Below are 14,213 nucleotides of genomic sequence, written 5' to 3'. Positions count from 1 at the left end.
CGGATAGTGTGTCTGCGATGGGTCGCTATAGTACACTTATGGTTTGAATTATAAGCTTATTAATACTCCGGCTTTGCGCAGCATCAGGTAATCCATGGATCCGAGAGAACGTCGAAGCAGCCCCCGCAAACCTATCAAGCTTGCCGCCCAGATTGATCTGGGCACAGGTGAATCTTGGCCGTGCCAAGTGGCGGATTTTTGTCCGGAGGGCTTGTTTGTCCGCTACTCCGGTGAAACCTCCCGCAAGCTTGACCGAGCCTTTGCTACCACTAATCCCTCCGAGTTAATCGTGCGCTTCCGGGATCTGGATGGAAAGCGGCGGCATGAGCTTCACGTGAGTGTTGTTCGGCGCATCGACGGTGCTATGGGTGTGAATTTTACCCGCAACAATCCCGAAGCTGTTGCATCTATGCTGCAGCAGTGCGGAGGCTCCGGTGGGCAAGAACGGGCTTCCTTACGCGCCCCGAGTGAGCGGGTCCAGTTTGTCCTCCATCAATCTGCGCGAGCCGTTGTTCAGCATATCGAACCACTTATGGACGCCTGTTTCGTGCAAATGGCCGAAGCTCTGAAGACGGCTGCACAGAAAGCCACGAACGATCAGCAGGCAAACGAACTAATGGACTTTTCGGGTCAGGTTCAGGCTCGGCAGCGGGTCATCTGGCACCAAATCGCCCGCAGTCTCGAATCGCCCCTCAAGCCAGCCCCCAAAGGTTTCCCCGGTTCAGAGCTCTCTGTCGTCGACAAAGGCGAGTTTGAAGATTGGCTGACTATTCGGGTAATGGTCACCAAAGCTGACACCCAATACCGTAAGGATCTCCTGCAGCTTAAGCTGCGCTTAGACAAGTTGGGTATTGCCAATGCCACCGGGCATCATAACCCTCTTGGGCCATCATTAGTGTGTGAGTCTTTCCATGCCGGTCTGAGCCAACTGAAAGCTTCCAGAGATGTTGAGAAGATTTGCCTGAAGGTGTTTGAAAAATCTGTTCTGCAGCACCTTGGGCCGCTTTATAACGAGCTAAACAACATTCTGATCCGCCACGGGGTGCTGCCAGATCTTGATCTAAGCAAGTACCTGAGTGAGCAGACCGTCGGCACCACTCCGAGCAAACCAGAGCCGAAAATAAGCAAGCAAACGCCGCGTCCTGATGAGGTTAAACGCGCGAGCCAGCAGAGCGTGGAGCGGGCTAACGCTAACGACACGCCACCGCCGCCTACTGATACTAGCGTAGGAAAAAATCGCTCCGGAAGCGAGTTTCGAGGCTATGCTCAGGCTGCCCAAACAGCCTTTGCCACCGTGCGCAGTCTACTTGGGACACTTGCGGCCAACCGCGCAACACGGGGTAAGGCAGAGCCTGCTCCTTTTGCCGCCAATGCACGGCCCATGTCTCCCGGTGAGCTGCAGCGCGAGCTACAGCAACTGCAAACAGAGCCAGCTAGTACCAAGAGCAATGTTATTCCGCTGCGGGAGCGTGTTGTAGAAAAAGTTCGAGAGGCAGACGGAAAAAAACTCGATGAAGAGCAGCAGGATACGCTGGATGTTGTAGATCGGTTTTTCAACTCTGTGACTGAGAGCCCGAAGCTCAGTGATTACGCTCAGGAGCGGATGCGCCAGCTTGAAGTGCCGGTTTTGAAAGTGGTGATGCGCGACCCTGCTTTTTTTGACGACAAGAATAGTCCCGTTCGGGGAGTTATGAATCGGCTGGCCCAACTGGGCGTTAAAGGCGGTCGTTTGAACCCAGTGGTGCAGCGCAAAGTGGATGAACTTATCCAGCGCATCACCACCGACTTTGAACAGGATACCGGTGTTTTCGAACACACGGTCCATGAACTCGATGGCCTTATTGATCGCCAGAATCTGGTGTATCGCCGCAATGTCGAGCGCGTAACCGCGGCTGCTGAAGGCGCCCAAAAGGTTGCCGAGTCCAAAACCGCCGTGGCGGAGGTGCTGAACCGGAGGCTGGAGGGGCGAAAAGTCCCGAAAGCAATTATTAGCTTGCTGGAGGGCGGCTGGAAGGATTTGTTATCGCTAACTTGGATTCGTCAGGGGCCGGATAGCCAGATTTGGCAGGACTACCTTGCGGTTGTTGACTCCTTGCTGGCGTTTGCAGAAGACCGGGACATTGCCGTGAATCTACCGGAATTGCTCCGGATGATTCAGGATGGTCTGGCGTCTATTTCCAGCAACCACATGCCTTCGTCCCAGATACGAGACGAACTGAAACGATTTTTGGTGCGTAGCCCCGATAGCCCACCAGAAATGGTGGAAGTTCCCAAAGTTCAACCCGTTGAGGATCTTAAAAAGTCGCTTTCTGAGCGTGAACAACGCAGCTTGCAGCGCTGGATCAATCGTGCCCAAAGATTGCGCACGGGCGACTGGTTACGGGATCAAACAAAACCTGACGAGCCCCAGTACATTAGACTGGTTTGGGTAGCGCGCGGCTTTACCCGTTTTGTTTTCGTGAACCATCAGGGCATGCGGGTTGTAGAGGTCGAGCTTGATGCTCTGGCCCGCCAGATGCGCAAAGGAATAATCGTACCGGACAGCCAGTACGAGCGGCCCCTAGTGGATGAGAGTATCGACCGCATGGTGCGTAAGGTTTATGACCAGTTGTCTTGGGCATCCACCCATGACGAACTGACAGGCCTTCTGAGTCGTCGCGAGTTTGAGCGCATGCTAGACCAGCAGTTGGCCCGACGTGAAGACGAGCGGTCGCTGCTTAGGTTGGATCTGCGCAAGTTTCGCTTGTTGAATGATACTGCCGGCTATCAGGCTGGTGACGATGCACTCAAACGTGTGGCCGACCTATTGCGCAACCACGTAGGAGACGGTATGCCTCTTGCGCGGCTGGCGGGTAACGAGTTTGGTATGTTGGTACCGTCTGAGAACGCAAGAGGCGCGGCCCAGGACCTGATTGCTGCTGTAGAAGATGCAGAATTTGTTTATGGGGGGCGTCATTACCAGCTGTCTGCTTGTGTTGGTGTGGTGCCGGAGTTGCCGGGCTTAATCAGTGCTGAACTCTGGTTAAGGGCGTCTGAGCAGGCATTAAGTGATGCCCGTACGAAAGGTCTTGGCAAGCTGGCAGAGTACACCCTTAACCCCGGAGATCAGGCCCGCCAAGAGCAGATAGCGGCCAAGGTTGCCAGCCTCGGTGATCTGGACGAAGAGCGCATGCTGTTGCGCTGCCAGAAGATTATCCCGCTGCACGGCCGGACGAAAATGGCAGCCCAATATGAAGTGCTGATCAGCATGTACGATGATGCCGGAACACTTATTACCGGTCGTGACTTTGTTCGTATGGCGGAGCGCTATGATCGCATGCAGGCCGTTGATCACTGGGTGGTTGGGCACATGCTGGACTGGTTGCGGGTGCAGGCGCCAGACCCGCGTCAACTGGGTGGGGTGTGTATCAACCTCTCGGGTTACTCCTTGAATGATCAATCGTTGCTGGAATACATTTACGAAAAGCTCAGTGAAAAAGACGCGCCCATCGAACGCCTTTGGTTTGAAGTAACCGAAGCTTCGGCTATTAATGATGTACAGGCAGTGGCTGACTTTATTATCGAGATGAAAGAGCTTGGCTGTCGGTTCTGCCTCGGGAACTTCGGAAGTGGCCCCAGTTCGTTTGAATTCATGCGTTCGCTGCCTGTGGATTTGATCAAGATCGACAGCGCATTCACTGGCCAACTTAATACCAGTGAAACCGACCGTGCCATGGTGCAGTCTATGGTCGATATGGCGCACTATATGGACAGGGAAGTGATCGCTAGTCAGGTTGAATCACGTGCGGTTCTGGATACACTAAGGCAGCTTGGGGTGGATTACGCGCAGGGATTTGTGATTGAGAAGCCCCGGTCGCTCGACAGTCTTACCTGACGTTTCTCGTTTCTATTCAACCTCTGGCGCACCTCAGCTATGTCAAAACGACACCCTATTATTGCGGTCACCGGCTCGTCTGGCGCTGGCACAAGCACCACAGGACAGATTTTTCGGCGCATGTTTGCGAACGAAGGGCTCTCAGCGGCCATGGTGAGTGGTGACAGCTTTCACCGGTATAACCGCGAGCAAATGGCACGTCTGGCCGCCAAGGGCCAGTTTGGTGAGCGTAACCACTTCGCGCTTGCCGCCAACCACATAGATAAACTGGAAGCGTTATTTTACGACTATGGCCAAACCGGGAATGGCCGGTACCGTCAGTATGTTCATGACGAAGATCGCGAACTACAGGCTGAGGGCCATAAGCCAGGCACATTCACTGCCTGGGGCTCTTTGCAGCCCGACACAGACATACTGTTTTATGAAGGGCTACATGGAGCGGTTGTGAGTGAGGCGTACAACATTGCCCAGTATGTTGACTTGCTCATTGGTGTAGTGCCCATCGTTAATCTGGAGTGGATTCAGAAAATACATCGCGACACCCACCAGCGCGGTTACAGTCAGGAAGCCGTGGTCGCCACCATCATCAATCGTATGGACGATTACGTTCACGATATAGTGCCGCAGTTTTCGCACACCCATATTAACTTCCAGCGCATCCCGCTTGTAGACACGTCCAACCCCTTTGTTGTTCGGGACGTACCTACTGAAGATGAGAGCATGCTGGTGATTCGGTTTCGGGACGCCTCAGAAGTGGATTTTGCTTACTTGCTGCAAGCAATACAGAACAGCACGCTTTCCCGTCATGACACTCTGGTTATTCCGGGCACAAAAATGGCGCTGGCCATGGATCTGATAGTGAGGCCCATGGTGCAGCGCCTGATTGCCCAAAAATCGTTTGCCTGAGCTTTGTTGGCTCCCTTTACCGGGTAATCTTTACTTCATGTTGCGGGAGTAGAATATCTCCAGTTTTTCGCGCTTTAGGCGCTCTTCAATAGACTGAGCAATTTCAGGGTCCAGATCTTCGGCATTTTCACCAAAAACGTGGTTATCCAGATTAAACTCTTTCACCATCATCTTGGTATGAAAAAGGTTTTCCTGATAAACGTTCACATCGATCATCTGATAGGCGTTTTGCGTATCTTCGGTTAGATAGTTCTGAATCGAGTTGATATCGTGGTCAATGTAATGCTTGGTGCCGTCGACATCGCGGGTAAAGCCGCGCACACGGTAGTCAACGGTAACCACGTCAGAGTCAAAGCTGTGAATCAGGTAGTTCAACACCTTCAAAGGCGAGATCAATCCGCAGGTGGACACGTCAATGTCTGCCCGGAAGGTGCTGATGCCCTCGTGAGGATGGCTTTCCGGATAGGTGTGCACGGTCACATGGCTCTTGTCCAAGTGAGCCACGATGGTATCGGGTAGCGGGCCGGGGGATTCTTCGTTGTCTGGTTCCTCGCCACTGGTTAGTTCATGCTCGGCGATGAGCATGGTAACCGACGCGCCGTGGGGCTCATAATCTTGGCGGGCGATGTTAAGAACGTTGGCGCCGATAATTTTGACCACATCAGTCAAGATCTGGGTAAGACGCTCTGCGTTATACATCTCATCGATGTAATCAATATAGCCTTCACGCTGCTCTTCAGTCTGCGCATAACAGATGTCGTAAATATTGAAGCTTAGAGATTTGGTCAGGTTGTTGAAACCGTGCAACTGGAGTTTTGGTTCCATGCTCAGCCCCTCCGATTTATGGAGATGAATGACAGCAGAGCGGCAATTGTGCGCTCTGCGTAGGCCGCCACCGAAGACTGATCAGGTTGTTCACCTTTTGCGCAGACCGGCGGAGAAAGGGCGGTATTATGCACACAGCGGGGGGCGTTGAATAGTCGTTGAAGATATAGGTTATTCCGCGCTGCGGATTTCATGACTGTGGGTGATTTCCACACCGGCTTTTTCAAGCATGATTGAAGCCGAGCAGTATTTTTCGGCAGACAAGCTAACCGCACGCTTTACCTGATTTTCCTTGAGATCGCGGCCGGTCACTACAAAGTGCAGGTGGATCTTGGTAAACACCGATGGCACGGCATCCGCTCGCTCTGCTTCCAGCTCTGCGTGACAAGCAGTAACGTCTTGGCGGCTCTTTTTCAGAATGCTCATTACATCAAATGAAGAGCAGCCTCCAAGACCCATGAGCAGCATTTCCATCGGGCGGGGGCCGAGGTTCTCGCCACCATGGTCGGGCGGGCCGTCCAGTTGCACAGAGTGCCCAGTGCCACTGGTGGCCCGGAAGCTGGCATTGCCTGTCCAGTCTACTCTTGCTTTCATAAAGGGTGCTCTCCTGTTGCACAATAAGCGGGTATTAGCCCGACCGGAAATAACCTGAAGGATCAGAATGCTAGCACAACCGATCTTGTCTGGCAGTTGGCGCTACGTGCCCTAGATGCATCCTGTATACGGTTAGCTGTTGCTCGACGAAGGTCTTCTTGCTATAAGTTGTTCTGTTTTGTAGCAAAAATTAGCGAACCCGCAGGGAAAGCCGGGTGAACAACAAGCATCGGATCCCGCCAGTATTTTAGGAGGCACGACTCGCACTATGGCCACTATCGTCAATCCAGTTGAGCAGAAAACCAAGCATCTCGACTATTTTCTATCGCAGTGTCACCGCCGCCGGTATCCGGCCAAGAGCACTATTATTTATGCCGGTGACAAAAGTGACTCCCTCTTTTACATCGTAAAGGGGTCCGTGACGGTTATCATCGAAGACGACGATGGCCGTGAGATGATCATGGCTTACCTCAATGCTGGAGACTTTTTCGGCGAGATGGGTCTGTTCGACAACATGGATTCCCGCAGTGCCTGGGTAAAGGCAAAAACCGAATGTGAAGTGGCTGAAATCAGCTACCCGAAATTCCGGGAAATTGCCCAGCAGGATCTCGGAGTTCTCTACTTTATTGGCGAGCAAATGGCTTCACGGCTACGCCAGACCACTCGCAAAGTTGGCGATTTGGCATTTCTGGACGTTACTGGCCGGGTTGCCCGCACCTTGCTGGACTTGTGCAAAGAACCAGACGCCATGACACATCCGGATGGCATGCAGATCAAGATCACCAGACAGGAAATCGGCCGTATCGTTGGCTGCTCCCGAGAGATGGTTGGCCGGGTGCTAAAGACGTTGGAAGATCAAGGGCTTGTGATGGTAAAAGGCAAAACGATGGTGGTTTACGGAACCCGCTGAATAAGCCTGCTTCACGTTGAGCCGGTGCAGGTCTGCTTAGTCAGTCAACAATAGCGACCGATTTGATCTGCATCCAGACGTGTTGCTCGGGCTCAAGAGCGAGACTGTGCACCGCTCTGCTGGTTAGGCGAGACAGAAACGGTGTTGGTCCCGCCAGCAATCTCACCATAGAAGTGCCCGGGCTAACCTCTGTGGCTATTTCATTAATGGTTGCGGGCAGGATGTTTTGGATGCTCTGATCGGCTTGCTCGCTGAGGGCCAGGCTGATATCCCTTGCCAGCACCTGCACGCGGACTCGTTGACCGATTGCCAGATTCTCATCAGCCCGAAGCCACAGATGGCCTCCCGCAAAATCAGCCCGGCACAGATGCCACCGTTCATCACGTTCCGAGAGGGTAGCGTCGAGAATGACCCCGGCATCTTCCTCCAGCCCAAAAGGCTGATCTGTACGTGCCATAATCTGTTGCAATGGCCCCTGAGCAATTACCTGTCCTTTATCCATCATCACGATATGGTCCGCTAGCCGTGCAACTTCTGCGGTAGAGTGGGACACATAGAGCATGGGGATGGCGAGGTTATCCCGCAGGGCCTCCAGATACGGCATGATCTCCTGTTTGCTGCTTTGGTCCAGAGCCGACAAAGGCTCGTCCATCAGCAGGAGCTTGGGGCTTGTGAGCAGTGCTCGAGCAATCGCGACACGCTGACGCTCGCCACCTGAGAGCTTTTCCGGCATGCGGTTGAGCAAGTGCGAGAGTCCCAGCCATTCAGCCGCTTGATCGAAGGATATTTGGCGTTCGCTTTGTGGAATGCGCCGGTATCCGTACATCAAGTTGCGCTTTACTGAAAGATGAGGGAATAGGCTGGTTTCCTGAAATACGTAGGCAAGAGGCCGTTGATGAACGGGACGGGTTCCAGACTCGCTCTGCCACTCGTCACCATTAACGCACACAATGCCACGCGCCCCCTGTAAGCCCGCCATACAGCGCAGTAGCGTTGTTTTACCGCAACCGGAATGCCCGAACAAAGCGGTGAGCCCGCTACCGGGCAGGTCCAGATCAACATCCAGCGAGAACGTTCCGACTTTGCAGGTGAGTCGTGCTTGTATTCCGGTTTCCGCCATTATTTCACCAGCCCGGATTGCAGCCGTCCGTTAAGGGAATAAAGAGTTACCAGCACCACAAAGGAGAACACAACCATGCCCGCCGCTAGCCAGTGAGCCTGAGTGTATTCCAAAGATTCCACATGATCGTAGATAGCAACCGAGAGCACCTTGGTTTCGCCGGGTATGTTGCCGCCTATCATTAGCACTACACCAAACTCACCGATGGTATGGGCAAAGGTGAGCACGCTGGCGGTGAGAAAGCCCGGCCGCGCTAAGGGGAGCACAATGGAGAAAAAGCGATCCCGGGGTGAGGCCCGAAGCGTGGATGCGACCTCAAGAAACTGCTCGTTGATGGAAGCGAAAGCATTTTGCAGGGGTTGCACAGTGAAAGGCAGGGAATAGATGACCGACGCAATCACTAAGCCTTCGAATGTGAAAGGCAATAGGCCCAACCCCAGTTGCTCGGTTAGCTGGCCGACCATGCCTTTAGGGCCCATCAGAACCAGCAGGTAGAACCCGAGAACGGTAGGCGGTAATACCAAAGGCAGAGCGACAATGGCTGCAATTGGCTGGCGAACCCAGTGAGTGCTGCGCGCTAACCACCAAGCGATGGGCGTTCCCACCATCAGAAGCACGACTGTGGTCAAACCTGCAAGCTTCAGCGTGAGCCACACGGGCTCCCAATATATGTCCATGGTGTCGGCCGGGTTACATCTCAGTTTTCGGTTTCATAGCCGAACTCTTCAATAATGTTTTTGGCTGTATCGCTGCGCAAAAATTCTATCCACTGATGCGCAGCCTGATTGTTTTCGCTACGAGTCAGAAGAATAGCTTGTTGATTAATTGGGGAATAGTAGCTTTGTGGAATCATCCAGAGTGAGCCGCCTTGGCTGTCCCAAGCTCGTACTTGTGAGAGTGCCACAAAACCTGACTGGGCATTGGTGGTTGCGACAAATTGAAAGGTTTGAGCGATGGAGTCACCGCGCACCAACCGGCTTTGCAATGAGTCCCAAAGGCCCATTTCGGTAAGGACTTCCTGAGCGGCGAGGCCGTAGGGGGCAGTTTTCGGATTCGCAATAGCCAAGCGGCTGAACTTGCCGGACTCAAGCCAGACTTTCGGGTCTTCAAATGTATGGGGTGTCGGGCTCCAAAGTGCCAGCTTGCCCCGTGCGTAGGTGAACCGGGTGCCTGCCACACCTTGACCACTTTTCTCCAGCAGTTCAGGGCGGTGGCTGTCGGCAGCAAGGAACACGTCAAACGGAGCACCGTTGTCTATTTGCGCGTACAGCTTGCCGGTTGATCCATAGCTGGCAACCGCCTCTAGTCCCGTAGTTTCGCCAAAGGCGGCAACAAGTTCGCGAGTTGTATCTGTAAAGTTAGCGGCGACAGCGATGCTTACATCGGCGGCATTGGCTTTGCTGATCAATGCCAGAGGCAGAATGATTGCCAAGCATAGGCCTATTAGTTGACGAGAGCGCTTTATCATCATGAGCATCGACTATTTTCCTTATATCCAGTCGTATATAGCGATGGGAATAGTATAGTTGCCTGGAGCCTAATACAAGGGTGTTGCTGTTTGTTCTGTGAGGTTTAAAGCGCGCTTTCGTCGTTCAGCATGGCGGCCAGCTCGGCAAGCTCTGGGCGTTCTGCAATAGCTTTTTCGTACTGTCGATAAAGCGTGAGTACTTTTTGTCCTTCTTCAGAAAGCTCAGCGCCGCCTCCTTGGCTGCCTCCTGTGGCGGTAAGCACCAGAGGGTTCTTAAAGCAGGTGTTCATGGTGTCTACCAGCAACCAAGCTCGGCGATAGCTCATTTTCAAGGCGCGAGCGGCAGCAGAGATAGAACGATGTTGCTGGATTAGTTCAAGCAGTTGCGCCTTGCCTGGGCCCATCGCAATCGCCTCGCCAGCCTTGAGTCTTAGTCTGGGGATCAGGTGGAGGTTTTTGTCAGACATTGTGTGAGCTCCCGGGGTCAATCAGCGACAATACATGCTCCCGGACCTCTTGGGCATTGGTTTCATTGAGCATTTCATGGCGCCCGCCTTCAAACAGCCGAAGACTGGATTCTTTTACTCCGGCTTGGCGAATGTCCTCAAAATGCCGGGTAACTCCTTTGCCCATTTCGCCCACGGGATCATCAGAGCCGGAGAAGAGGTGAACGGGAATGTCCTTTCTCCAAGTTGAAGGCCTAATACTAAGCATCCCTTGTATGAAATCTTTCCATAGGCCTGTCGTGCATTCGAATCCGCATAGAGGGTCAGCAATATATCGGTCTACCTGAGCCGTATCGCGGCTCAACCAATCACAGTCAGTACGGTTGGGACGAAACATGCGATTAAACTTTCCGAAGGACATTTTGGCAATGGTTGGGCTTCGATGATGGTTGCCGTGAAACCTGGTAATCGCGCTAATCAAGGCTCCGGATGCCCATAGTTCAACTCTAGGAATGCGGTTGGTTGCGCTGAGTATCAGCCTATCCAGAGACTCAGGATGCTGCTGCGCGCAGCTTTGAGCGATGAACGACCCCATGCTGTGCCCGAGCAAGGTCAGTGGAATAGAGGGGAAGCGTTCCCGGGTATCAAGCAGTACCCGGTTTAGGTCGTCGACTACCTTGCTCCAGCCATCCGCATCACTGTAGTGGCCAAGCTGATCGGGTTCGCAGTCAGGGCCGTGGCCTCGATGATTCAGTGTAACAACGGCAATATCCCGTTCGGCCAGCCAGCGGGCGAAATTTGTATAGCGCCCAGCGTGTTCTGCCATGCCATGGGCGATAACCAGAGCAGAACTCGGTGAGCTAGGGCAAACAATCGTTCCGGTTATGGTGTGGTTGTCTTGGCCGTTTAGGCTAAGGGGTTGCTCATGCATGCTGAATTCCGAAAGCGACTCAAGTCAGTGGTGGATTGGTGTCTAAAGTCATCATGACAGGTGGTGTATACCACAGGGTTACCGATGTTCGGTATAAACCCGGTTGAGCACCTGCAACTGCGGCTGCCACTGGGTAAGCCAAGCCTTTATATCCTTCGGAATGCACGCAGGTTTTGGCCAGGGTACCGGGTAGGCTTCTGGCTGAAACAAAGGCGCAAAAAGTGCTGCGGCTGTGAGGTCGGCGCGGGAGAACGCGTCACCCGCCAGAAACTGCTGTTTACTGTAGGTTTCTGCAAGCTCAGTTAGCAGGCCTTCCATGACCTTTCGGGATTCTTCCGCCGTTTTCTCGTTGATTTTCATCCATTTTCGCATTACTTCATTGACTCGGCTGAAGGCGAGGCTGAGAAGGATGCGATTGTAAAAGGGCGTGCCTGCGGTCAGTAAAGGCACCACTATTTTCGGCCGCTGCAGGAAGTGGTGGTAGGAGTAACAGCGCACAGCTGGGCCAGCTTCGTCATCCAAGCGTTTCTCCCACGCCAAAGCCTGTGTTTTTGCAGACTCATCAAGCGGGGTTAGGGGTCTGTCGGGAAAGGTATTATCAAGGTAGTCGAGAATCTCCGGTGAACCTTGAACAACTTCACCGTCATGCTCCAGAACGGGTACAGATGCGCCCGCACCTTTGGTGAGCTTTTTTATGGTTTTTATATGCTGCCCCGGCAGCAGATTTATGGTTTCGTAGTTTAGATTTTTGTAATCCAGTGCCCAGCGTATTTTCTCGCAGTAGTGGGAAATGGCGAATTGGTAGAGCCTGAGAGCCATGGGGTGTCTCCTAAGTAATGGGCTCTAGCATAGCCGTGCGCCTGATGGATAAAAAGCGACGAGACCACAATAAGTTGCGCGTTTGTAACGGTTTTGCAGCCGTCGAAATTGGTTTTTGTTTTGGCTTGTCTTTACTATGCCGGTATTCATCCAAGTTACAAACATAGGTTGTGTCCATGTATTTACAACGGGTTTTGATGGCATCTGTAGCCGCAGCCACTGGGCTTTTTCTTACCGCCTGTGCCACCGCACCAGAGACACAAGAGATCTCAAACAGTTATCAGTGCGGCCAGCTGAACATTAATGTTACGTCTTTGGGTAATGGCGACCAGCTAGAAGTGGATTACAAAGGCGAGCAGCTGCAACTGGAGCGTAAAGTCAGCGCCTCGGGCGCACGTTACGAAGCCTCAGATAACGAAGGAACCCTTTTCTGGAGCAAGGGCGAGTGGGCAATGTTTTCGGTAAAAGGGCAAGCGTACCCCGATTGCCTACAAGCTGGTGCACTGGAAACACCGTTTGAAGCGACCGGTAATGAGCCGTTCTGGCATGTGCAGTTAATGCATCAACAGCTGGAGCTGAACCGCCCCGATGATACCGGTGAGCCTAAGAAGGTTGCGCTTGAAACAACCGCTTCCAATCAAAACGGCCGCGAGTTCCGTGGCAAGCTAGCCGGCCAGCCGTTAACGCTCAAGGTAAACCGACAGTTGTGCGAAGATACTATGTCTGGAGCACAGTTCCCGGCTCAGGTTCGCCTTGAGCTCAATGGCGAGGTACTCGAAGGCTGCGGTGGTGATCCTGAACGTTTATTCCGTGGGGTCGAGTGGGTGGTTGAAGACTTGGCCGGTGCGGGCATTATTGATAGCTCCCGTATGACTGTTGAGTTTTTTGATGAGAACCGTCTTGCGGGTCGGGCTTCCTGTAATCGCTACGGCGGTCAGTATGAGCTTACTGCAGAGGGAATGACCTTTGACTATATGTTCTCTACAAAAATGGCCTGTGCTCCGGCCCTGATGAATCAGGAAGACCGCTTTTTGAAGCTTATGTCTAACGTAAAACGTGCGGAAATCGGTCCAAATGGAAAACTGGTGCTGACAACCTCTTCAAACGAGGAAATAACTGCTTACAAGGCGACTTATTAATCACGGGGGCAGTAATAGCTTCCGCTTGCTCACCCTCAAGCCGCTTGTGCTCAACGGTTTGAGGGTAGTAAGTTGAAAAAAAGGGGCTTGCAGCGAGGCCTCTTAGCTCCGGTAGATTATCCTTTGTGATTGTTTGGGGTTGATACACCTGTCGGAACCAGTGCGCGAGTCAGGTCTTTCATGCACAGGCTACCCACCATCTCACCTTTTCGAACCACTCTGAAGACCTTGTCTGTGTCGCCACCTGATCGCGAAAGCACTGTCTCCAGGTTGTCCCTCTCGGAGATGTCACCGGCATACTCCGCGTCGTTATCCACGTGCTTCTTCATAATCGAGCGCACCCGAAGCACGCGAGCGCGATTAATGTCGTTTATAAAGGCTACAATATAAGGATCGTTAGGATTGAGCAGGATGTCCTGAGGATCTCCCTGTTGAACCACTTCTCCATCTTTCAGAATAACCAGATGATCCGATAGCTTTAGGGCTTCGTCGAGATCGTGGGTAATGAACACGATGGTTTTCTGTAGTTCTTCCTGCAGCTCCAGTAGCAAATCCTGCATGTCGGATCGGATCAGTGGGTCCAAAGCGGAGAAGGCTTCGTCCATCAACATGACCGGGGAGTTCGAGACCAGTGCCCGAGCTATACCTACCCGTTGTTGCATGCCGCCGGATAGTTGATGCGGATACTGTTGCTCATTGCCTTCAAGGCCTACGCGGCCCAGCCATTTAACCGCTTCTTGCTCAAAGTCTGCAACCTCAGAGCCACGGATGTTGAGAGCCATTCCAGCGTTCTCAAGCACAGTTTTGTGGGGCAGCAGGGCAAACTTCTGGAACACCATAGACATTTGTTCCCGCCGCAGCTGGCGTAGCTGCTCTTCGTTCAGCTCCAGAACATCTTTGCCATCGAGCCGGATTTCACCAGCGGTGGGTTCAATAAGCCTATTGAGGTGGCGAATTAGCGTTGATTTTCCCGAGCCTGAAAGCCCCATGATCACGGTGATTTTGCCATCGAGGATATCCACGTTGATATCCCGCAGCCCAAGAACATGGTTCTGCTTATCCAGTAGATCGGCCTTGTTCATGCCACGTTTTACGTATTCAAGAGCCACATCCGGTGTCGGCCCAAAAATCTTATAGAGGTTTTTAATGGAAATCTTAATGTCGTTTGCCACTGGGTGTCC

13 protein-coding genes are annotated in these 14,213 nt (G+C 52.9%); 4 read left to right on the top strand and 9 right to left on the bottom strand.

Going from position 1 to position 14,213, the window contains the following annotated elements:
- The first annotated feature begins 94 nt into the window (after nt 1-94).
- Together MWU62_RS05915 and MWU62_RS05910 are read left to right on the top strand one after the other, a co-directional pair.
- Nucleotides 95-3,874: a DUF1631 family protein gene (locus MWU62_RS05915; protein ID WP_247113986.1), complete on the top strand. Its 3,780-nt coding sequence runs from the start codon at nt 95-97 to the stop codon at nt 3,872-3,874.
- Nucleotides 3,875-3,913: 39 nt separating this feature from the next.
- Nucleotides 3,914-4,780 (top strand): phosphoribulokinase, encoded by an 867-nt coding sequence (locus MWU62_RS05910; protein ID WP_200362226.1) that lies wholly within the window; start codon nt 3,914-3,916, stop codon nt 4,778-4,780.
- Nucleotides 4,781-4,810: 30 nt separating this feature from the next.
- On the opposite strand, the gene speD is transcribed toward MWU62_RS05910, so the two are convergent.
- Entirely contained in the window at nt 4,811-5,605 is a 795-nt protein-coding gene (speD, locus tag MWU62_RS05905) for an adenosylmethionine decarboxylase (RefSeq protein WP_247113985.1), read from the bottom strand.
- 171 nt (nt 5,606-5,776) lie between these two features.
- Entirely contained in the window at nt 5,777-6,199 is a 423-nt protein-coding gene (locus tag MWU62_RS05900; protein WP_247113984.1) for an OsmC family protein, read from the bottom strand.
- A 268-nt stretch (nt 6,200-6,467) separates the two neighbouring features.
- Between MWU62_RS05900 and crp the strand changes: the two genes are divergently transcribed.
- On the top strand, nt 6,468-7,109 hold the full coding sequence (gene crp, locus MWU62_RS05895) for a cAMP-activated global transcriptional regulator CRP (RefSeq protein WP_200362219.1): 642 nt from the start codon (nt 6,468-6,470) through the stop codon (nt 7,107-7,109).
- 40 nt (nt 7,110-7,149) lie between these two features.
- On the opposite strand, the gene modC is transcribed toward crp, so the two are convergent.
- From modC to MWU62_RS05865, 6 genes are all read right to left on the bottom strand, one after another.
- A complete protein-coding gene (gene modC, locus MWU62_RS05890) occupies nt 7,150-8,229 on the bottom strand; it encodes a molybdenum ABC transporter ATP-binding protein (protein ID WP_247113983.1) in 1,080 nt (359 codons plus the stop codon).
- A complete protein-coding gene (modB, locus tag MWU62_RS05885) occupies nt 8,229-8,906 on the bottom strand; it encodes a molybdate ABC transporter permease subunit (protein ID WP_247113982.1) in 678 nt (225 codons plus the stop codon). Before modB ends, modC begins: the two co-directional genes overlap by 1 nt.
- A 20-nt stretch (nt 8,907-8,926) precedes the next feature.
- Nucleotides 8,927-9,706: a molybdate ABC transporter substrate-binding protein gene (gene modA, locus MWU62_RS05880; protein WP_247113981.1), complete on the bottom strand. Its 780-nt coding sequence runs from the start codon at nt 9,704-9,706 to the stop codon at nt 8,927-8,929.
- Nucleotides 9,707-9,801: 95 nt separating this feature from the next.
- Nucleotides 9,802-10,164, bottom strand: a complete 363-nt coding sequence (locus MWU62_RS05875) for a LysR family transcriptional regulator (RefSeq protein WP_247113980.1) — start codon at nt 10,162-10,164, stop codon at nt 9,802-9,804.
- Nucleotides 10,157-11,074: an alpha/beta hydrolase gene (locus MWU62_RS05870; RefSeq protein ID WP_247113979.1), complete on the bottom strand. Its 918-nt coding sequence runs from the start codon at nt 11,072-11,074 to the stop codon at nt 10,157-10,159. Before MWU62_RS05870 ends, MWU62_RS05875 begins: the two co-directional genes overlap by 8 nt.
- Before the next feature lie 78 nt (nt 11,075-11,152).
- Nucleotides 11,153-11,893 carry a glutathione S-transferase family protein gene (locus MWU62_RS05865; RefSeq protein ID WP_247113978.1) on the bottom strand — a complete coding sequence of 247 codons (741 nt, stop codon included), beginning with the start codon at nt 11,891-11,893 and terminating at the stop codon, nt 11,153-11,155.
- A gap of 176 nt (nt 11,894-12,069) precedes the next feature.
- Between MWU62_RS05865 and MWU62_RS05860 the strand changes: the two genes are divergently transcribed.
- Nucleotides 12,070-13,032 (top strand): META domain-containing protein, encoded by a 963-nt coding sequence (locus tag MWU62_RS05860; protein WP_247113977.1) that lies wholly within the window; start codon nt 12,070-12,072, stop codon nt 13,030-13,032.
- 116 nt (nt 13,033-13,148) lie between these two features.
- Here MWU62_RS05860 and MWU62_RS05855 read toward each other — a convergent pair whose 3' ends face one another.
- Nucleotides 13,149-14,204: a betaine/proline/choline family ABC transporter ATP-binding protein gene (locus MWU62_RS05855; RefSeq protein ID WP_247113976.1), complete on the bottom strand. Its 1,056-nt coding sequence runs from the start codon at nt 14,202-14,204 to the stop codon at nt 13,149-13,151.
- Nucleotides 14,205-14,213: the final 9 nt, after the last annotated feature.

It is taken from the genome of Marinobacter sp. S6332 (assembly GCF_023016045.1).
GTDB lineage: Bacteria > Pseudomonadota > Gammaproteobacteria > Pseudomonadales > Oleiphilaceae > Marinobacter.
Note: the sequence above shows the minus strand (reverse complement) of the source record. Positions and strands in the feature narration are given on the sequence as shown.